Raw genomic sequence first — 17,521 nt, 5'->3', positions numbered from 1 at the left:
CGTCAGGAGGGCCAAAAAAGAACGGCCCCCGGAGGAGCCGTTGAAGTGCAGCAGTGAGGTTCAGCACACCAACTGTCGTGCCAGCGCGACTTCCACCGAGTCTCCGTCCTGATTCAGGACATCAAGCCCGGACTCCGGCACGTCGCCCGACGTGCTTTGCGACACCATGATCTTCCGGGCCATCAACCCCAGGCAGGTCATCTGCGAGGAGTTGGCGTAGCCCAGGTAGACCACGCGCACCGGCTGCTTCTGGCCGATGCGCCATGAGCGCCGGGCGGCCTGCTGCAACGAATACACGTTGTAGCCCGACTGGAGGAACACGATGGTCGGGAACTCCAGCAGGTCCAGGCCGGTTTTCACCAGCTCGGGATTGGTGATGAGCACGTCAATGCCACGGTCCAACTGCTCGGCGATCCAGTCCTCGCGGCGGGAGGCATCCACGCTTGCACGCAGCACCGCCACCTTGAAGCCTTCCTGCTCCAGCAGCACCTTCAAACGCGACGTGGTGTCGCGCGTGCCGGTGTAGACCGAATAAACCAGGGTCTTGCGACCTTCTGCCTTCTCCTGCTTGCAGATCTCGATCAGCTCGCGTTCCTTGGGCATCACCTCCAACTCGTTGAACTGAGCTGGAACGAACGCCAAGGTGTTGCGCGTGCGCGGATGCACCACCGTTTCCGACCGGAAGCAGCAGTCCGGCCAGGCCAGCAGCACGTTGAGGACCACACCGAGCAGCGTCGTGTCGCGCTTCGCCAGGGCCTGCTTCAGCTCCTGGGTCAGCCGACCCGCCAGATCGCGGTAGGCCGCGGCCTGCGCCTTGTCCATCGCGACTTCACGGAACTCCTCGTCGTAGGGCGGCAGCACGTTGCCACCGATGTCCTTCAACTTGAGGAAGACCGTGAACGGCAGGACGCAACGCAGCACGCCCTTGGGACCGAAACCCGGCGCCTTGACCGTGCGCACCGATACCTTGGTGCCCTTGGCCGTCTTGTGCGCCGTGCCGGTGCTCTCGGAGTAGATGTCCTTCAAGACACCGTGATCGCGCATGAACGCCATCGCGGCCGACGTCATGCTGCCGCTCTTCGTCGGCCGGTAGCCGTCTTCGATCATCCGCCCCGGCAGGGCTCGGAACAGCAGGTGGAACAGGTCGTCGCCGTAGCCGCCCATCAGCGTGCCGGTGAGCAGCAGTGTCTTGCGCGCCTTGGCCGCCAACACCCCCATGGCCTGGCCCTGAGCGGAGCCGCCGTTCTTGTACTCGTGCGCCTCGTCGGCGATGAGCAGGTCGAACGTGCCTTGGGGAAGCTGCCTCTTGATGAACTCGGACGGCTGGTAGCCGCCCTCGCCGAAGCCGAACTCCATGTTGGCCATCGCGCGTTCCATCCGGTGGGCTTGCCGGTCCGAGAAGACCAGTTCGCCGCGGTCGTCCATCAGGTTGATGAACTCGTGGATGTTGTCCCCGAGCATCGACGCGAGGAAGGCGTCGCCGAACTGCTGCATCAGCTTCTGCGCGGTGACTTCCCCGATGGTTGGGATGCGCTTCAAGGCTTTGAGGACAGCGGAGGACTGGTCGCTCGCGGACAGGCCTCTGGGACGGATCAACGACCACAGCGGTGCACGGCAGTGGCTGCACTTGCGGCGGGACTCTTCGGCTTCCAACTCGGCCGGGTTGATCGGCTCGCCGTCGAGGTCGGTGATGACATGCCCGCAATCCGGGCAGGCCCCCACGTCGCCGTGAGGCGTGCGCCGCCGAACGAAGACAGGCTTCCAGTGGAACCCCATCCGCATCCGCACGCGGCCCAGGACGAAAAACTCCTGGCCCTGGGCCGGCACGCCCAACTGCTCGCGCAGTTTCAGCAGCTTGACCAGCGTGTCTGGGCCGTTGAGCACCCAGACCTTGGCACCGGCCACCGTTTCCTGGATTTCGCGCCGCCACTTGTAGACCAGGTGGGGTGGCGAGAGCACCAGGGTGCGGCGGTAGCCTTCGGCGTTGAGCACGGCGGCCGTGGCGATACCCACTGTCGTCTTGCCGCAGCCCATCTCGCCATTGACGATCGCGGCGCGTTCGCCGCGATCGACCAACAACTCGGTGACGGCATGGACCACATCGGCTTGCGCCGGGAACAGCTTGCGTTTGAGCGCGGCGAGGATCAGTTGCCGATGCGCCCGCACCTGGCCGGTGTAGACCGGAGGATTGGCGCGGTTGAGCGAGTCGAGCAGCTCGTCGCCGAACTCGGACACGAAGTCCTGCAGGCTGAGCGTGAGGGGTGAAGCGGCTGCTTCGAGCAGATCGCCCTGCACAGCGGTTTCGGGAACGGTTTCGAGATCGAGGGACATGGTGATGCTCCAAAGAAGATGGGGCATGCACCTCCCCCACGGGGCGGTGACAAGCCCCTGGGTGGGAAGAAAGACGCGGCAAAGAAAACTGTAGGTGCCGCTGGATGCGGATCAGTATTCGCTGGGCAACAGCAGCGTGGTGACGCTGCGATCCCATTCGGTGATGATCCAGAGCCTCAGGTCGCGCGTGACCTGGTAGGACGAGAACAGGCGATCCTCGCCGGACTTGAGCGCGGCGTCGTTCTGCCGCCGATCGCTGTCGTCCAGGTCGCCCCAGTCGCCATGAAGATGGCGGCGCAGGTACGGCGTGGGGTTGAGTCGGCCCTGTCGGACCAGTTCGTCGACGCTGGCGGTCATGACCACCTGCCCGGGCGAAAAGCGTGCTTGTGACGCGAGGTTGAGGATTGCGAGTGCCATGGTGGTTTCTCCTTCTGGAAGAAGGGGCCACGGCACCCCCATCGGGGCAACGTGACCCCGGTGGGTGGATGAAAGCGACGGCGAACCGTCAGGGAACAGCGATCAGCGGATGGTCAGCACTTCGCCCCACGTGGGCGAGCCCAGCGTCAAGTCCCATGCACGAATGACCGGCACGAACTTGTCGGTGAGGATTCGCGTCTCGGCCACGGAGCCGTCGTCGCGTTCGGTGTATTCCGTCTGGAGGGTCTTCTCCTTGTGGGTATCACCTTTGACGACGAGCACGCGCCCGCTCTTGGACTTCACCACGCCGGAGATCGCGCCTGCGGCCAAGGCCAGGGCGAGATGCCAGTGCGACAAGGCCCGCGCGGGCGGACGCAGCGATTGCTGCGCGGCGCCCAGGTGCGTATCGAGCGCCGGCCAGAGACCTTGCAGCCGGCCGACTTCATCGGCGAACTGCTCGGGCTCCATCGTCACGCGATAGAAGTGCTCCGGCTCGGCCGGGCTGGCAGGGACGGTGTACGGCAGGAACGGCCATTCGAGCGGCAGTTCCTCGGCTTCGGCGTCACCCTGTCCGATCTGCAGCAGCAGACCGCGCACGGCCTTGACCGACTCCGATGCCTGGTCGCGTTGACGAATCCTGCGACCGAAGATCACCACCTGCTTGAACTGCGTTTCCACCGCACGGTAGATGCGCAGGTCGGCGAAGTGGCGCGTCAGCCATCCGACCAGCTCGGCGTCGAGCACGTAGGACGGCACGATGAAGATCAGCACGCCACCGTACTGCAGCAGCGGCAGCGCGCGCTGATAGAACAGCTTTTCCAGCCGCGCACGGCCCTGGCCCTGATAGCCGATGTTGCCGTTCACGTCCTTGCTCAGGTCGCCATACGGCGGGTTCAGCCACAGCAGCCCGAAGGACTGGCGCGAGATCGGCGTGTCCATCAGGTCGCCGTGGATGCAGCGATCGACCAGTTGCCGTGCGTGGCGGGCACGCTCGGCGTCGTACTCGACGGCGAAGGCCTGGACCTGCTCGCGCCCGAGGGCGTGGGCGGCTTCGGCAATCGCCACGCCTTCGCCGGCGCAGGGATCGAGGATGGACATGGCGCCGGGAGACGGCGCCAGTGCGGACAAGGCCCGCTCCAGCGTCGGCTCGTCGGTGGGGAAGTAGCCGTTACGAATGAAGTTGCGCGCCAGGCGCGGAAACATGAGTGCCATGGATTTCTCCTGGTGATGGATGAGGGAAGGCGGGCACGCGCGGCTCGCATGCCCGTGGGGATGGCTCACGCCACACGCCGAAGCGGTGCGTTCGCGGCCAGTTCGTACTGCGTGGCGCCGAGGGTGCCGTTGCGGATCAGCTCGCCCAGCGCCTTCGTCAGCGCCGGGACATCGAGGGCCAGCCGATGGCCTTCCAGCGGCCCGAGGGCCAAGGGAAGACCGGTCAACATTCGCCGTGTCTGCAACAGCGCCAGCACGGTGTCGCGCCAGTGGTCGAGCAGTGGCAGCGGGCAGGTCTCCTGCACCAGCGTCCACAGCCGGTCGAGCCGGTGAGCGGAATCCCTGGGCAGAAGCGCCAGCGCGCTGGCGTTGGCCTTGTCTGGCTTCACGCAGCGACGATCGAACAGCCACACGTTCGTCAGCGAACCGAACAGCGTTCGCCGATAGGCACGGGTGATGCGCTTTTCCAGGTTCTCGACGTTGCCGACGAAGACCGGGATGGATGCGCCCTGCTCGGTGATGACGTGGAACTGATCCAGTCCCTGCTCATCCCGGCCGAGGGTCAGGCGGGCGAGGAACTCCTGAACAGCGGTGTCGCGCGCCCAGATCGAGAGAAAGACGAGATTGCCCTGCTCGTCACCGACGCAAGCGTCGGCCATGAGGTCGGGGCATTCGTCGATGCGGTACAGCGGTTTCGCGGAAGAAGGTGCAGGCATGGTGATGTCCTCTTGAAAATGAAGGAGCAACCACAGCCCGCGGGGCCGTGCTCGCCCCGGTTGGGTGAAGGAAGATGCGTGCCGCTAGACAGCGCACCCCGCGTGGAAGCGGTGAACCCGCTCGCGCCACTCGGGGCTTTGCACCGGCGCCATGTCGAGATAGCGCAGCGGGCACGAGTAGTAGTACGGATGCACGGACTCATCGAGGGACTTGTAGCCCCAATCGCCGCCCGAACTTTCCAGCAGATGGCAGCCGATGTAGCAGACGGACTCACCGGCCGCGAGGCCCATGACGCCCGCCTGCCTGGCGGTGACGCGAACCACGGTCCACAGAACGTCGCCGTCCAGCGTGTGGTCGATGACTTCGCAGCAAGCGCGTTCGGACGCCTGCGGAGCGATCAGCTCGCGGATCAACTGATCGCGCGTCTGACGAACGAAGGTCCAGCCCATGAGGATCTCCTTGAAGAAATGGCCGGAGCCCTCCCCGTCGGGGGAGAACCCCGGCGGGTGGCGGAATGCCGCGCAAGGCGGCGAATGGATCAGGCAGCTTTGAGGTGCCAGTCCTGGGACAACGGAGCGAACTCGTAGCCCAGCTTGTCGAGACGGTCGCGCTGCTGACGCAGCACACGACGATCCACGGTCGCATCGAGCTTCACGGTCTCGCCCAGGGGCCACAAGGCACCGAACAGCGCCGCGTCGTCTGCCTCGGCCGAGGCCGCAGCGGACACGGGAGCCGGTTCGCTGCCGAACGGCGTGGTATCGACCAGGGGATCGCGCGGACTGCGCGGCTTCGCCTTCGGCTTGGCCGGGGGCGTTGCCGGCACGGGCGCCTGCGCTTCCTCGTCGATCGGATCGACTTCCTGCGGACTCAGCCGGCGGGCTTCGTCGCGGCTCAGGGCGTCGATGTTGGACAGCGTCATCCCGCCCAGATGGGCGCGGATCTCGATGACCATGCGGCCGTTGGCGTTGTACGTGGAGGGGCGAATCTCGACGATGACGAAATCACCGTCGTACTTGCCCTCGCGGTACTGATCGAGTTCGGCGTTCTTCACGACGAACTCGCCGATGGAGGTCGCCAGGCGGCCGACGTTGAAGTCGCCGTTCCTGCCGTGGATGGTCTTGATGGCCAGTTGGCCGGGAATGGTGATCATGAAGGTCTCCTGCGGACGAAGAGAAGACAAGGCCCCGGGGATGGGGCCTTGCGGATCAGAACGACTCGGCAACGGCCAATGCGGGGGCATCGGCAGCGTCGTCGGCAGCATCGGCGACGGGCCTGGAAGGCTCCGGTGCCGAGGCTTGCAGCGCGGCGGGCGCGTCGGACGTCACAGGGACTTCCGGGTCGCGCTCGTCGGTCTCGGTCGGCTTGGGTTCGGCCTTGTAGACGAGCTTGCCGTCGACCTTGATCCAACTGACGAACAGCAGGCGGGCCTTGAGGCTCACCCCCTGTTCGCCGGCACGCTTGCCCTTGGAGTAGGTGAAGGTGTCGGTCCACAGGTCGCCCAAGCGGAAGCCGATCATCACCTTCTTCTCGGCGTCGACCGCCTGAATGCAGCGGCGCACCAGGTGCTGCGCTTCCGAACCCGATACGCGCGTGTCGAAACGCACATACGAGACGTCATCGCTGGGACCGTTCAGGGCCGCGATGTCGCAGGCCAGGAACGCATCGCCTTTCTTGGGCTTCACTTCGCGGATGCGATTGAGGTACCCGAGGCCGGTGATGTGCAGATCGAAGTAGGATTTTTCGTTGGAAGTGGTCATGGTGAATCTCCTGAGAACAATGAGGCGGAGACACACCCGACCCAGGCGGGGAAGGTGTGGAACCCCCGCGTGGGTTGATGGAACAGCTTGGTGGCATCGCCATCGATAACCGATGGCCGTTCGCGCATGGATGCCGGTGCGAACTGGTGTGATCAACGCGGTCAGAACCGCGTCGCAGCCTTGAAGATCGTGGCTGCCTGGGCATGTTGCCGGCAACGCCAGCGAACATGCGGCCAGCGTGCGGCACATGGCGGCGGCCGTCCGCCGGGAATCGGCAATGCGCCGGCACCGCGTTCCGCGAAAAAGAAGAGCCCCGACGTGGGGGCTCGAATGGGTTGCGGGTTACTCGTCGTCGTAGAGCGTCAGCCCGTTCAGCACTGGCGCGTCGGCATCGAACACCAACATGCGAACGTCGGCGAGCGCAGCCAGGTGCAACACTTCCACGAGGGACTCCGGCACGCCCTTGGCCCGGTGCTCCTGCCGCAGCTCTTCGGCGGTGATGCCCTCGACATGCTGCAGGTTCGCATCCGTCCAGGGCGTGGCGATCAGCTTCACGCCGACCGCCGGGCTGTAGGGAATGCGGAAGGCCACGAACAGAAAACCGCTCGGCGTAGCGATGTCCGCCAGTTCGGCGAGGAAGCGACCGGCCTCCTCGGTGATGTGCGCCGAACTGATTTCCCAGGCACGGCTGTAGAACCCGGTCTCGAAGCGCAGGCGCCGCACTACCTCGCGCGCCGCTTCCTCGGAGTAGGTATCGCCGACGTGCAGCGGCTGGCCGGCTTCTTCGGCCATGACGGCGTAGACGAGGTTTCGGGCGATACCGTGGCTGGGGCACTGCGCGTCCAGCTCGGGCGGCACGTTCTGGCCCTCGGTGATCAGCGCGAAGTCGTCGCAGAAGACGCAGGCATGGCGCTCGACCTGGCTGTCCGGCAGGTGCGACTGCGAGAGGTGCAGCGGCAGATAGCTCAGCGGGCAGTCGCCGTCGTAGGAAATCGCCAGCAGCCGCTGCACGGACAGGCCATCGTAGCCGCGGGCGAAGGGATTGTTGGAATGGGACATGGGATTCCTCCAGCAGAGGATGGCCGAGGCAATCCCCTGCCGGGGATTGAACCCCAGCGAGTGGATGAAGTGGCAACCGGTCAGCCGGCCGCGGCGTCGGGCCGCCCTGGTGGCGGGCGGTGCAGGTCAGTGGAAGATGGTGATTCGGGACATGGCCGCTCCTGCGAAAAGAAGGAGGGACATGGCCCCGAACGAGGACGCATGTCCCTCGTGGGGTGGGATGAAAGGACGGTGGTGTGCCGGGCGTGGCTCACCAGCCGCTGTAGTGCAGCGTCAGGTCGGCGATGACCTTGCGCCGCTCCAGGTCGAGGCCGCCGAAGTCCGACAGCCCCTCGAAGCCGCAACGCTTGAGCATCGCGCCGCCCTCGCGGGCGTTGTAGAAGCTCACCATTGCGGACAGGAACATGTGTTGACCGCTGCTCAGCACACCCAGGGCGTCGTTGAGCATCAGCATGTTGGGCCGCAGGTCCCACTTGGTGGTGGCACGCTGCAGACCTTCGCGTGTGCCGTCGCCGAACCACTCGTGGCCGGCGATCTGCGCGCCGCGCTTCCAGGCCTCGAAGAAGGCCTGCGGTGCAGCGTCGAAGTGCGCTTGTTCCAGCGCCATCTGATCGAGCACGTCTTCGGGTAAAGACAGATTCATGAGAGAACTCCTTGAAGGGTGGGAATCAGGGGTGAGCGCGCTGTGTCCAGGCGTGGGTATCCAGGGCGCGCTGTGCTGCGAGGTGGGTCGGGAAATACTCGACGGACTCCCGCGATACCGGGCCTTCGTCGTCTTGTGTGCCGATGTAGTGGCCGGCCGCGCTGCGCAGCACCTGTAGCGGCAAACGCTTGCTGGTCCAGGCCAGCGCCAGCGCACCACTGCGCACTGCGGTTGCAGAGGAAGATGCGTAAGGTTCAGACATGCCGTGCTCCTTGGTGGGTCGAGGAGCACGCATCACGCAGGGGATGGGGTTCCCCTCGGGTGGTTGAGAAAAGTGCATCGTCGCCAGGCCGGCGAGCGTCCGCGGTGGGCGATGCGAAGCGGACTGGATCGGTCAACGCGGCGAACCGCGTTGCAGTCTTGAAGACCGGGACTGCCAGGGCATGCCGCTGACGACGGTCAGCAACGCATGAGGGTGAGCTTCGGACTATCAGATAGCCGCGTCACGCAGCAATCGGGCGCAGTGGCGTCCCCGATTGGGGTCGGGCGCGCCCGGTCCTCTATTGCGATGTGCCTGCACCATTATTCAATAGATGTTGTATTATTGAACTATGAACGAGACCCAAGCCGTTTCCGCCCTGGGCGCCCTGGCCCACACCCAGCGCCTTCGCGTGTTCCGCGCCCTGGTCGTCGCCGGCCCCGAAGGGCTCACGCCCAGCGTCCTAGCCGACCAGCTCGACGTGGCCCGCAACACCCTGTCCTTCCATCTGAAGGAGCTGGCCCATGCCGGCCTCGTCACCATCGAGCAACAGGGCCGCAACCTGATCTACCGCGCCGACTTCGCCCACATGAACGGGCTGCTCGGCTACCTGACCGAGCACTGCTGCCAAGGTGGCGTGTGCGAGGCCAATGAATCCACCCGTGCCTGCGCCTCCTGCTGAAAGGAACCTCCATGAAACGCTTCCACGTCCACCTGCACGTCGATGACCTGAATCGCAGCATCGGCTTCTATTCCCAACTGTTCGCCGCGCAGCCGGCTCGCATCGAGGCCGACTACGCGAAGTGGATGCTCGAAGACCCGCCGGTCAACTTCGCCATCTCCACGCGCGGCAGCAAGCCGGGCATCGACCACCTGGGCATCCAGACCGATGACGCCGACGAACTCACCGCCCTGAAGGCCCGCGCGCAGGCTGCCGACATGGCGCTGCTCGACGAAGGCACCACGACCTGCTGCTATGCACGCAGTGAGAAGCACTGGGTCACCGACCCGCAGGGCGTGGCCTGGGAGCATTTCCACATGCTGGGCAACATCCCCGTGTTCAACGAAGCGCCGCAGCCCGCGCCGAGCACAGCTCCAGCTTGCTGCGCGCCGAGTGACAGTCGCGCCGCCGCGAAACGGGCTGCTTCTTGCCGCTGACGCGAGGCATCGATGACGACTGAAACCACCTACAACGCGCTGTTCATCTGCACCGGAAATTCGGCGCGTTCCATCCTGGCCGAAGGCATCCTCAACGAACTGGGCCTGGGACGGTTTCGCGCCTACTCGGCGGGGAGCCACCCCAAGAGCGAAGTCCACCCGCTGGCGCTCGCCACGCTGGAGCGCCTGCGCCTGCCAACGACCGGCTACCGCAGCAAGAGCTGGGACGAATTCGTGGCGCCCGGTGCGCCGGTGTTCGATTTCATCTTCACCGTCTGCGACAACGCCGCTGGCGAGGTGTGTCCCGTATGGCCGGGCAAGCCGGTGTCGGCCCATTGGGGCGTGCCCGATCCGGCCGCCGTCGAAGGCAGCGAGGAACAGCAGCGCAAGGCGTTCATGGACGCCGCGTTGACGCTCAAGCGTCGCATCGAGCTGTTCCTGTCGCTGCCGCTCCAACGGCTCGATGCCATGTCGCTGCAGCATGAGCTGCGCGTCATCGGCAAGCAGTGAGGTAGCACGATGACCGTACAGACAGAAGCCGTCGCCGCCACGCCATCGTTCTCGATGAGCATCTTCGAGCGCTACCTGACGGTGTGGGTGCTGCTGTGCATCGTCGCCGGCATCGCCCTGGGCCAGCTCGCGCCTGGCGCGTTCCAGGCCGTCGGCCGCATGGAAGTGGCCCAGGTCAACCTGCCGGTCGGCCTGCTCATATGGGTCATGGTGATCCCAATGCTGCTCAAGGTGGATTTCGGCGCGCTCGGCCAGGTTCGCCAGCACTGGCGTGGCATCGGCGTGACGCTGTTCGTCAACTGGGCGGTCAAGCCGTTCTCGATGGCACTGCTGGCCTGGCTGTTCATCCGCCACGTCTTCGCCGACTGGCTGCCGGCCGACCAGCTCGACAGCTACGTCGCCGGCCTGATCCTGCTGGCCGCCGCACCGTGCACAGCGATGGTGTTCGTGTGGAGCCGACTGACCGGCGGCGACCCGGTATTCACTCTGTCGCAGGTGGCGCTGAACGACACCATCATGGTGTTCGCCTTCGCGCCCATCGTCGGGCTGCTGCTGGGCCTGTCGGCGATCACCGTGCCGTGGGACACGCTGCTGACCTCAGTGGTGCTCTACATCATCATCCCCGTCGTCCTCGCGCAGGTGTGGCGCCGCTCGCTGCTGCGTCGTGGACAGGCCGCGTTCGACCGCGCGCTGGAGCGCCTCGGCCCGCTCTCAATCGCAGCGCTGCTGCTGACGCTGGTGTTGCTATTCGCCTTCCAGGGCCAGGCCATCCTGCGACAGCCGCTGGTGATCGCCATGCTCGCCGTGCCCATTCTGATCCAGGTGTTCTTCAATTCCGGCCTCGCCTACTGGCTCAACCGCAGGGTCGGCGAGAAGCACAACATCGCGTGTCCCTCGGCGTTGATCGGTGCCAGCAACTTTTTCGAGCTGGCAGTGGCAGCGGCCATCAGCCTGTTCGGCTTCCATTCCGGCGCGGCCCTCGCCACCGTGGTCGGCGTGCTGATCGAAGTGCCGGTGATGCTGCTGGTGGTGCGCGTGGTCAACCGTTCCCGCGCCTGGTACGAACAGGCCCCGCGCAACGCAGCGAGGCATCCGGCATGAGTACCGTCACGATCTACCACAACCCGGACTGCGGCACGTCGCGCAACACGCTGGCGCTGATCCGCGCCAGCGGCATCGAGCCCACGGTCATCGAGTACCTGAAGACGCCGCCCGACCGCGAGACCTTGAAGGCGCTGATCGCGCGGATGGGCATGGGCGTGCGGGATGTGTTGCGCATCAAGGGCACGCCCTACAAGGAACTGGGCCTGGATGCCGCGCATTGGAGCGACGACCAGTTGATCGATCAGATGCTGGCGTACCCGATCCTCATCAATCGGCCCATCGTGGTGTCGCGCTCGGGCGTGCGCCTGTGCCGCCCCTCGGACATGGTGATCGACCTGCTGCCGCAACGACCGGCGGGCGAGAACCGCAAGGAGGATGGCACGCCGCTGCTGGTGGATACGCCGATCGCCGGCAGCGACCCGGACCTCGCCCTGGCTTTGCAAGAGGCCGTGCTTCCCACGGACGACCTGGCCGAACCAGGGCGCAGCTTCTTCGCCTATGCCACGGTGTCCGGCGAGCGCGTGGGCTACGGCGGCTTCGAGCGCCTGGGCCGAGACGTGCTCGTGCGCTCCCTGGTGGTGCTGCCACACGCACGCCATCGCGGCATCGGCGGCGGAATGTTCGCACTGCTGCTGCGCCGTGCCTTCGACGAGGGCGGGCGCGACGCCTGGTTGCTGACCACGACGGCTGCGCCGTTCTTCGAGCGCGCGGGCTTCAAGCCAATCGAGCGCAGCGCCGCACCGGCGGCCATCCTTGCCACACGGCAGGCCGCAAGCCTTTGTCCTTCGAGCGCCGTGCTGCTTGGACGTCGAATGTCACTGTGATGTGCCCTCACAAGGACATCCCGGGACACAGAGGTGCATCAGTGAAATGACTAATCGCCGAAGGCCACGCGGGCCTTCGGCTGGAGAGGAAGGAAAACCACCTGTGGGCTGCGTCAGCGCGGGCCGTCGTCAAAGCCGTTCGCTGCATCAGCAATCGCACCCGGCCCGTTTCGTGGCTGGGGCCGGAAACCTTTGGCACGCATACGCGCACAAAGGGAGCCCGTTGTTCCGCCGGCGGGCACCGGCACCGAATACCGTCGACCGCAAGCGGTCTCCTGGCGCCTCGCAGTTTTGCACACCAAGGCGTCAGGAGACCGCTCGCGTATCGGCGGAAGCACGTCGATCAGCGGAACCGCGGCGAACGCGATCCGGGGAGAAATGACCTTCTCGCCCAGCAGGCCGTGATGGGCCTGCAGGACGCGCACACCGTTGCAGAAGGGAACGCGCGCTGGGGAGTCCCGCGGGGCGCGGGAGGTTTGCCCCGCCGTCCGCAAGGGCCGGCGGGGCAGAGGGAGGCGTGGGCGTCAGTTCGCCTTGGGGCGCCGACGCGGTGGGCCGGATGTGCGGCCGGAAGTACGGTTGGACGGGCCGTGCTTGCCTGCCGCGGCGTCTTCGACCGGCTGCGTGCCCTTGCAGTCCGGGTAGTGGCTGCACGACCAGAACGCGCCGCTCTTGCCGCTACGCTGGCGCATCGGGGCGCCGCACTGCGGGCAGTTCGGCGCGGGCGGCAGCTTGATGGCGAGCGTTGCGCCGCGGTACTGCTGCACGAGTTGGGCGACCCAGCTCGATTGCTTGGCAATGAAGGTGTCCAGCGTCATCTGGCCGGCCTCGATCATGTCCAGTGCCTGCTCCCACACCGCCGTGGTCCCCGGGTCGGCGATGGCCGCCGGCACGGCGTCGATCAACGTGAAGGCCGCATCCGATGCACGGATGGCGCGGCCTTTCCTCAAGAGATAGCCGCGGGCCAGCAGCCCGCTGATGATGTTGGCGCGCGTCGCCTCGGTGCCGATGCCCGTGGTGTCCTTCAGCTTCTGCTTCAGGCGCGGGTCGGTCACGAGCTTGGCGACGCCTTTCATGGCCTTGACCAGCTCGCCCTGCGTGTAGGGCTTGGGCGGCAGCGTCTTCAACGCCTTCAGTTCGACCTGGCCGACTTGACAGGCATCGCCAGCCTTCAACGCTGGCAATACTTGGCCGCGCCGTGCATCCTCTCCGTCCGTGTCGTCAAGGGCCGGCGCCGCCAGCACCTGGCGCCATCCGGCCACCGCGATCTGCTTGCCCACCGCCACCAGCGACTGCCCGCCGCACGTGAGCTGCGCCACCGTCCGGTCGAACTCGTGATGCGGCAGGAACTGCGCGAGGTAGCGGGCACGGATCAGCCGGTAGACGGCCAGCTCCTTGTCGGTCATCGCCGGGAGATTGGCCGGCTCCAGCGTGGGGATGATGCCGTGATGCGCCGTGACCTTGCCGTCGTTCCAGGCCCGCGAACGTTGCTGGCAGTCCAGGCGGTCGATCAGCGGCCGCAGAGAGGGATCGGTCTTGACCAGGCTGTCGAGCACCGCCGGCACCTCGGCCAGCATGCTCTCGGGCAGGTAGCCCGAATCCGAGCGCGGATACGTCGTCGCCTTGTGCGTCTCGTACAGCGCCTGGGCAATGTCCAGCGTCTCCTGCACGTCGAGGCCCAACTGCTTGGAACACACTTCCTGCAAGGTGCCGAGGTCGAACGGCAGCGGCGGGCCTTCGCGCACGCGCTCGGTCTCCACCGACAGCACCTGGGCGGTGCCGGCCGCGCGCAGGCGTTCCGCCGCCTGCTGCGCCAGAGGCTGCTGCAGGCAACGGCCGGCTTCGTCGGTGCTGCCCTGGGGTGGCGTCCAGCTTGCGACAAAGGTCTGGCCTGCATGCGACAGTGCGACCTCGGTCGCCCAGAACGGCACCGAGACGAAGCGCGCGATCTCGCGATCACGGTCCACGACCAGCTTGAGCGTCGGCGTCTGGACGCGCCCGACCGATAGCACGCCGTTGTAGCCGGCCTGGCGGCCCAGCAGCGTGAACAGGCGGCTCAGGTTCATCCCGATCAGCCAGTCGGCGCGCGATCGGGCGAGTGCGGAGAAATACAGCGGCAGCGTCTCGGCGGACGGCTTGAGCGCACCCAGCGCCTTGCGGATGGACGCATCGTTGAGCGCCGACAGCCACAGGCGCTGGATCGGTCCGCGGTAGCCGCATAGGTCGATGATCTCGCGGGCGATCATCTCGCCCTCGCGGTCGGCGTCGGTCGCGATCACCAGTTCGCCCGCCTTGGCGACGAGCTGCTGCACGACCTTGAACTGCGCCGCGGTCGCCGCCTTGGGCTCGACACGCCAACGCTCAGGAAGAATGGGTAGTTGCTCGATGGCCCAGCGCTTGTATTGCTCGCCGTAGCCTTCGGGTGGAACTGCCTCCACCAGATGACCGATGCACCAGGTCACGACGATACCCGCACCGCTGTAGCAGCCGTTGCCGCGTTGGCCAGCGCCCAGCACACGGGCGATGTCCTTGCCCTGGGACGGCTTCTCGCACAGGAACATGCGCATGAAGCCTCCTTGGAAATGTGCGGTTCATCGGATGAGCGCCAGCTTGGCAGGGCCAGGAGATGCCGGCAGCAAGGAAGCCGATTGATGCAGACGCCGCTTTGTGATCGGCAGGCGGTCCGTTGCCGCAGCGGTGCGCATAGACCGCAGGATCTGGCACAGCAAGAGCGTCGTTTCGGGAGGGCGGCTGGAACGCCGTGGACGACCTTGGAGCTATCCCATGGGGATAGCTCGCTGGTGCATCGCGGGCGCATGACAGTTGCTACAGCCGCCCTCGGGGGCGGCGGCGATTGGCGAGCTACTGTCCGCCGGCTGGCTTGGCGCTGAGCGCCACCGACTCGATGCGGTACGGCAGGATGCCCACGCGCCGGGCCTCGATCTTGAACGTGACGCGCTCGTTCTCGTCGGCGTCCTCCCATTCGTCGCGCACGGTGCGGCCCTCGACCAGCACCCGCATGCCTTTCTGGTACAGCGTCTTCCAGTGCTCGGCGTCGCGGTGCCACAGCTCCACGGGCGCCCAGAAGCCGCCGCGATCTTCGTACTCGCCGTCCTTCTTCGGGATCGGGTTGTCGAAGTAAACGTTCAGGCGAAGCAGCCGGCGCGGCTCGTCGTTGCCGTTCGGAAATTCGCGGTAGTCCGGCGCAGAACCGATGTTGCCCTCGCCGACGAAGTGCGTGCTCATGGTGACTCCTTGGTGGTGGGTGGAACGGACGCGGTATTCCCGTGGACGCGCCGCAGGTAGGCCGCTTCCGCCTGCGCGGCCTTGTTGGCGCATTCCAGGGCTTGACGAGCGATGCTGTGGGTCAGGCTGATCTGCATGTTCAGCACGATGCGCTGCAGTTCCATCGCGTACAGCTCGTCGATCAGCGAGGCCGGTGTCGCGGGGTTGGCCAGCAGGGACTCCCACAACGCCACGCCCATGGAGGAACGGTCGAGGTTGCGCCAGCGCAGGAAGGTCGTCCCTGCGCCAGTGGCCTGCTGGGCCAGTTGCACGTCGAGCAGGCTGAAGGGGTAGGCCCGCGCCTGGGGCAGCACGCGCCGCTGCGCCAGGCCAATTACGTCGTCACGCAGCGCTGCGCACTGGCTGGCCCAGGTCTCCAGACTCCCCTTACCCTTAAAAGGCTGTAAAAGGCCTTTTAGGTAGCCTGCGTGTTCCAGCCGCTGGAAGTCCGCCTGTTCCAGTGCCATGAAGCGCGTGGGGTGGCTGATGGGGATCGATGCCGTCATGCGTCAGCACCCTCATTACCCGTCGCTGGATTGGCTGCGCCATCCGTGTGAGCCGTCGCATCGGGCTCGATGGCGGGCGCAGCAGGCGGCGTGCCGGGCTTGGTCGTCCGCCGCGCGATCGGTGGCGCGAAGCGCGAGCGGCGCGTGCCTTCCAGCACGTCCTGCGGCAACTCGCCGAACTTCTCCAGCGCCGCCCGCGCCGCGGCGTTCTTCGCCGCGAAGTCGTCGCGCGTCGTGCCCGAGTAGCGGTACTGCTGGGCCAGCGAGAACAGGCTGCGCAGCGCGTGCGCGCCATCATTGAGCCAGCGCTCCAGGGTGCTGCGGTCGATCAGCGCCGTGTGGTGCGCCAGGATGAGTTTGCGTGCCAGGTCGTCGTAGTCGGCCAGCAGATACACCGCCATGAAGCCGAGCTGGGCGTTCACGAACAGCGGCAGCTTCACCGGCTGCACGTTCATGTTCTCGCCCAGCGACAGCGCCGGGGGCACGTCGGCCAAGGCCTGATCCACCTGTTCGCGCAGGGTCTGCAGACGGGTCTTGGTGTCGGCGAGTTTGTCCTCGATCCGCAACATCCACCAGTCCGAGTACGGGTCGTCCTGCTCGGCGCCGCGCTTCATCTTGTTCATCGCACTGATGAAGCCGTTGAGTCCGATGATGCCGGCGCGCCCCTCGGTCGGCGCGCGGCCGTGCCAGATGCGTGAAGCGTGGTGCGTGTGCAGCGTCAGCGACATCGCGCTGCGCAGCGACCCGAGATTCAATTGCAGGGGTTCATAGGCCATGGGTGACGACTCGCATTAACGGAACGAGTCGCCAGCATCAGCACCGGCTGGAAGGCCGTCAGTCAACAAACCGCAATCGGCGTGCGCCTGGTTTGTCCGTGCCGGGAAGGCTGGCTGTCCCAGCTATCCCCTGGGGATAGCCTCGCGGCGGGTAGCGACGGCAAGCGCCGCCTGCTGTCCCAACTGTGCAATGAAACCTTCGAGTTGGCCGTCGGCGACATCGGCATGGCGGCCGGCGGCGATGTCGGCCCAGCCCATGCAAGCTGCTTCCTGCAGCGCCTTGAGTTTGGCTGCTTCAGGCTCCTTGGTATTCATGGTGAATCTCCAGTGAGGAAAACCGCCTTCACTCCCGTGCCGGCGGCCACTGCTGCGCGGCGTGCAACACGCGCAGGATGGACACCGCGCGGGTGTCCTCCATGTAGACCACCACGTAGTTTGCACGCACGACCATCTCCCGCGTGCCGGCCACGCGGCCAGGCCGGTAGAGCTTCGGGCGCTCCGGCAGCTTTGCGGCCTTGGCCTCGATGTCGTCCTTCAACCGCTGCGCGGCATCGGGGTTGTCGTCCGAGATGTAGTCAACAATCGCCAGCAGGTCGGCGCGGGCAGCTTCCCGCCACTCAAGTACGCGCACGCCGCTTCCTGTCGATCAGGGCCTGCGCCTCGTCCATGACCTGCTGGTGCCGCACCGGCGGCCGTGTGTCGGCCAGCGCCTCCTGGACCTTCGCCCGGAACCAGGCATCGTAGGCCTCCGGGTCGGCCGTGAGGCCAGCCGGCAACGCGCCTTCCTTGACCACACGGGTCAGCAGGATGCGCACGGCGTCCGAAACGGTGAGGCCGACCCCGGCGAGCTTCTCGGCGGCATCGGCCTTGAGCTTATCGTCCACACGGATGTGCAGCATCGAAGTCTGTGCGGCCATCGTTACTTCTCCTGTTATGCATTAGCCCCTATTTTGTATCTCAATT

At 66.1% G+C, this 17,521-nt stretch carries 22 protein-coding genes; 5 read left to right on the top strand and 17 right to left on the bottom strand.

Annotation, left to right across the window (positions count from 1 at the left end; translation table 11 throughout):
- Window positions 1-60: 60 nt before the first annotated feature.
- The 10 genes from AXA74_RS00850 to AXA74_RS23705 all read right to left on the bottom strand — a co-directional run bounded on the left by AXA74_RS00850 (window position 61) and on the right by AXA74_RS23705 (window position 8,398).
- The gene (locus AXA74_RS00850) at window positions 61-2,331 is read right to left on the bottom strand and encodes a helicase-related protein (RefSeq protein WP_060833074.1); all 2,271 of its coding nucleotides are present in this window, start codon (window positions 2,329-2,331) and stop codon (window positions 61-63) included.
- A 111-nt stretch (window positions 2,332-2,442) separates the two neighbouring features.
- Window positions 2,443-2,748, bottom strand: a complete 306-nt coding sequence (locus AXA74_RS00845) for a hypothetical protein (protein ID WP_060833073.1) — start codon at window positions 2,746-2,748, stop codon at window positions 2,443-2,445.
- Window positions 2,749-2,850: 102 nt separating this feature from the next.
- Window positions 2,851-3,960 carry a DUF6094 domain-containing protein gene (locus tag AXA74_RS00840; RefSeq protein ID WP_060833072.1) on the bottom strand — a complete coding sequence of 370 codons (1,110 nt, stop codon included), beginning with the start codon at window positions 3,958-3,960 and terminating at the stop codon, window positions 2,851-2,853.
- 65 nt (window positions 3,961-4,025) lie between these two features.
- Window positions 4,026-4,676 carry a hypothetical protein gene (locus AXA74_RS00835; RefSeq protein ID WP_027350511.1) on the bottom strand — a complete coding sequence of 217 codons (651 nt, stop codon included), beginning with the start codon at window positions 4,674-4,676 and terminating at the stop codon, window positions 4,026-4,028.
- Between the two features lie 84 nt (window positions 4,677-4,760).
- Window positions 4,761-5,126: a hypothetical protein gene (locus AXA74_RS00830; protein ID WP_027350510.1), complete on the bottom strand. Its 366-nt coding sequence runs from the start codon at window positions 5,124-5,126 to the stop codon at window positions 4,761-4,763.
- Between the two features lie 89 nt (window positions 5,127-5,215).
- Window positions 5,216-5,827, bottom strand: coding sequence for a DUF3275 family protein (locus AXA74_RS00825; protein WP_003294141.1), 612 nt, complete (start codon window positions 5,825-5,827; stop codon window positions 5,216-5,218).
- A gap of 55 nt (window positions 5,828-5,882) precedes the next feature.
- Window positions 5,883-6,434, bottom strand: coding sequence for an STY4534 family ICE replication protein (locus tag AXA74_RS00820; protein ID WP_060833071.1), 552 nt, complete (start codon window positions 6,432-6,434; stop codon window positions 5,883-5,885).
- A 342-nt stretch (window positions 6,435-6,776) separates the two neighbouring features.
- Entirely contained in the window at window positions 6,777-7,493 is a 717-nt protein-coding gene (locus AXA74_RS00815) for a DUF5983 family protein (RefSeq protein WP_060833070.1), read from the bottom strand.
- Between the two features lie 250 nt (window positions 7,494-7,743).
- The gene (locus tag AXA74_RS00810) at window positions 7,744-8,136 is read right to left on the bottom strand and encodes a hypothetical protein (protein ID WP_060833069.1); all 393 of its coding nucleotides are present in this window, start codon (window positions 8,134-8,136) and stop codon (window positions 7,744-7,746) included.
- A 25-nt stretch (window positions 8,137-8,161) separates the two neighbouring features.
- Window positions 8,162-8,398 carry a hypothetical protein gene (locus AXA74_RS23705; RefSeq protein ID WP_081093915.1) on the bottom strand — a complete coding sequence of 79 codons (237 nt, stop codon included), beginning with the start codon at window positions 8,396-8,398 and terminating at the stop codon, window positions 8,162-8,164.
- Window positions 8,399-8,747: 349 nt separating this feature from the next.
- On the opposite strand from AXA74_RS23705, the gene AXA74_RS00805 reads away from it, so the two are divergent.
- Genes AXA74_RS00805 through arsN2 form a run of 5 tightly spaced genes read left to right on the top strand, consistent with a single transcriptional unit; the run spans window position 8,748 to window position 11,991 of the window.
- The gene (locus AXA74_RS00805) at window positions 8,748-9,077 is read left to right on the top strand and encodes an ArsR/SmtB family transcription factor (RefSeq protein ID WP_024537143.1); all 330 of its coding nucleotides are present in this window, start codon (window positions 8,748-8,750) and stop codon (window positions 9,075-9,077) included.
- Between the two features lie 11 nt (window positions 9,078-9,088).
- Window positions 9,089-9,553: an ArsI/CadI family heavy metal resistance metalloenzyme gene (locus AXA74_RS00800; RefSeq protein WP_060833068.1), complete on the top strand. Its 465-nt coding sequence runs from the start codon at window positions 9,089-9,091 to the stop codon at window positions 9,551-9,553.
- Window positions 9,554-9,565: 12 nt separating this feature from the next.
- A complete protein-coding gene (locus AXA74_RS00795; RefSeq protein WP_027350506.1) occupies window positions 9,566-10,063 on the top strand; it encodes an arsenate reductase ArsC in 498 nt (165 codons plus the stop codon).
- Window positions 10,064-10,072: 9 nt separating this feature from the next.
- Window positions 10,073-11,164: an ACR3 family arsenite efflux transporter gene (gene arsB / locus AXA74_RS00790; protein ID WP_011829936.1), complete on the top strand. Its 1,092-nt coding sequence runs from the start codon at window positions 10,073-10,075 to the stop codon at window positions 11,162-11,164.
- Window positions 11,161-11,991 carry an arsenic resistance N-acetyltransferase ArsN2 gene (gene arsN2 / locus AXA74_RS23700; RefSeq protein WP_024537140.1) on the top strand — a complete coding sequence of 277 codons (831 nt, stop codon included), beginning with the start codon at window positions 11,161-11,163 and terminating at the stop codon, window positions 11,989-11,991. Before arsB ends, arsN2 begins: the two co-directional genes overlap by 4 nt.
- Before the next feature lie 524 nt (window positions 11,992-12,515).
- On the opposite strand, the gene AXA74_RS00780 is transcribed toward arsN2, so the two are convergent.
- From AXA74_RS00780 to AXA74_RS00750, 7 genes are all read right to left on the bottom strand, one after another.
- Window positions 12,516-14,558 (bottom strand): DNA topoisomerase III, encoded by a 2,043-nt coding sequence (locus AXA74_RS00780; protein ID WP_060833067.1) that lies wholly within the window; start codon window positions 14,556-14,558, stop codon window positions 12,516-12,518.
- A gap of 295 nt (window positions 14,559-14,853) precedes the next feature.
- Window positions 14,854-15,237, bottom strand: coding sequence for a single-stranded DNA-binding protein (locus tag AXA74_RS00775; RefSeq protein WP_060833066.1), 384 nt, complete (start codon window positions 15,235-15,237; stop codon window positions 14,854-14,856).
- On the bottom strand, window positions 15,234-15,782 hold the full coding sequence (locus AXA74_RS00770; protein ID WP_060833065.1) for a DUF3158 family protein: 549 nt from the start codon (window positions 15,780-15,782) through the stop codon (window positions 15,234-15,236). Before AXA74_RS00770 ends, AXA74_RS00775 begins: the two co-directional genes overlap by 4 nt.
- On the bottom strand, window positions 15,779-16,558 hold the full coding sequence (locus AXA74_RS00765; protein ID WP_060833064.1) for a PFL_4669 family integrating conjugative element protein: 780 nt from the start codon (window positions 16,556-16,558) through the stop codon (window positions 15,779-15,781). Before AXA74_RS00765 ends, AXA74_RS00770 begins: the two co-directional genes overlap by 4 nt.
- A 123-nt stretch (window positions 16,559-16,681) precedes the next feature.
- Entirely contained in the window at window positions 16,682-16,873 is a 192-nt protein-coding gene (locus AXA74_RS00760; RefSeq protein ID WP_011805449.1) for a hypothetical protein, read from the bottom strand.
- 28 nt (window positions 16,874-16,901) lie between these two features.
- On the bottom strand, window positions 16,902-17,189 hold the full coding sequence (locus tag AXA74_RS00755; RefSeq protein WP_009618209.1) for a type II toxin-antitoxin system RelE/ParE family toxin: 288 nt from the start codon (window positions 17,187-17,189) through the stop codon (window positions 16,902-16,904).
- Window positions 17,176-17,475, bottom strand: a complete 300-nt coding sequence (locus AXA74_RS00750; protein ID WP_060833063.1) for a type II toxin-antitoxin system RelB/DinJ family antitoxin — start codon at window positions 17,473-17,475, stop codon at window positions 17,176-17,178. Before AXA74_RS00750 ends, AXA74_RS00755 begins: the two co-directional genes overlap by 14 nt.
- Window positions 17,476-17,521: the final 46 nt, after the last annotated feature.

Origin of the sequence: Bordetella hinzii LMG 13501, from assembly GCF_001548475.1 — a bacterium.
GTDB classification, from domain to species: Bacteria; Pseudomonadota; Gammaproteobacteria; order Burkholderiales; family Burkholderiaceae_B; genus Bordetella; species Bordetella hinzii.
Note: the sequence above shows the minus strand (reverse complement) of the source record. Positions and strands in the feature narration are given on the sequence as shown.

What these genes read in the sequence shown, in the direction of transcription:
- AXA74_RS00850 (WP_060833074.1), bottom strand. Translation starts at nt 2,331, where the DNA reads ATGTCCCTCGATCTCGAAACCGTTCCCGAAACCGCTGTGCAGGGCGAT.
- AXA74_RS00845 (WP_060833073.1), bottom strand. Translation starts at nt 2,748, where the DNA reads ATGGCACTCGCAATCCTCAACCTCGCGTCACAAGCACGCTTTTCGCCC.
- AXA74_RS00840 (WP_060833072.1), bottom strand. Translation starts at nt 3,960, where the DNA reads ATGGCACTCATGTTTCCGCGCCTGGCGCGCAACTTCATTCGTAACGGC.
- AXA74_RS00835 (WP_027350511.1), bottom strand. Translation starts at nt 4,676, where the DNA reads ATGCCTGCACCTTCTTCCGCGAAACCGCTGTACCGCATCGACGAATGC.
- AXA74_RS00830 (WP_027350510.1), bottom strand. Translation starts at nt 5,126, where the DNA reads ATGGGCTGGACCTTCGTTCGTCAGACGCGCGATCAGTTGATCCGCGAG.
- AXA74_RS00825 (WP_003294141.1), bottom strand. Translation starts at nt 5,827, where the DNA reads ATGATCACCATTCCCGGCCAACTGGCCATCAAGACCATCCACGGCAGG.
- AXA74_RS00820 (WP_060833071.1), bottom strand. Translation starts at nt 6,434, where the DNA reads ATGACCACTTCCAACGAAAAATCCTACTTCGATCTGCACATCACCGGC.
- AXA74_RS00815 (WP_060833070.1), bottom strand. Translation starts at nt 7,493, where the DNA reads ATGTCCCATTCCAACAATCCCTTCGCCCGCGGCTACGATGGCCTGTCC.
- AXA74_RS00810 (WP_060833069.1), bottom strand. Translation starts at nt 8,136, where the DNA reads ATGAATCTGTCTTTACCCGAAGACGTGCTCGATCAGATGGCGCTGGAA.
- AXA74_RS23705 (WP_081093915.1), bottom strand. Translation starts at nt 8,398, where the DNA reads ATGTCTGAACCTTACGCATCTTCCTCTGCAACCGCAGTGCGCAGTGGT.
- AXA74_RS00805 (WP_024537143.1), top strand. Translation starts at nt 8,748, where the DNA reads ATGAACGAGACCCAAGCCGTTTCCGCCCTGGGCGCCCTGGCCCACACC.
- AXA74_RS00800 (WP_060833068.1), top strand. Translation starts at nt 9,089, where the DNA reads ATGAAACGCTTCCACGTCCACCTGCACGTCGATGACCTGAATCGCAGC.
- AXA74_RS00795 (WP_027350506.1), top strand. Translation starts at nt 9,566, where the DNA reads ATGACGACTGAAACCACCTACAACGCGCTGTTCATCTGCACCGGAAAT.
- arsB (WP_011829936.1), top strand. Translation starts at nt 10,073, where the DNA reads ATGACCGTACAGACAGAAGCCGTCGCCGCCACGCCATCGTTCTCGATG.
- arsN2 (WP_024537140.1), top strand. Translation starts at nt 11,161, where the DNA reads ATGAGTACCGTCACGATCTACCACAACCCGGACTGCGGCACGTCGCGC.
- AXA74_RS00780 (WP_060833067.1), bottom strand. Translation starts at nt 14,558, where the DNA reads ATGCGCATGTTCCTGTGCGAGAAGCCGTCCCAGGGCAAGGACATCGCC.
- AXA74_RS00775 (WP_060833066.1), bottom strand. Translation starts at nt 15,237, where the DNA reads ATGAGCACGCACTTCGTCGGCGAGGGCAACATCGGTTCTGCGCCGGAC.
- AXA74_RS00770 (WP_060833065.1), bottom strand. Translation starts at nt 15,782, where the DNA reads ATGACGGCATCGATCCCCATCAGCCACCCCACGCGCTTCATGGCACTG.
- AXA74_RS00765 (WP_060833064.1), bottom strand. Translation starts at nt 16,558, where the DNA reads ATGGCCTATGAACCCCTGCAATTGAATCTCGGGTCGCTGCGCAGCGCG.
- AXA74_RS00760 (WP_011805449.1), bottom strand. Translation starts at nt 16,873, where the DNA reads ATGAATACCAAGGAGCCTGAAGCAGCCAAACTCAAGGCGCTGCAGGAA.
- AXA74_RS00750 (WP_060833063.1), bottom strand. Translation starts at nt 17,475, where the DNA reads ATGGCCGCACAGACTTCGATGCTGCACATCCGTGTGGACGATAAGCTC.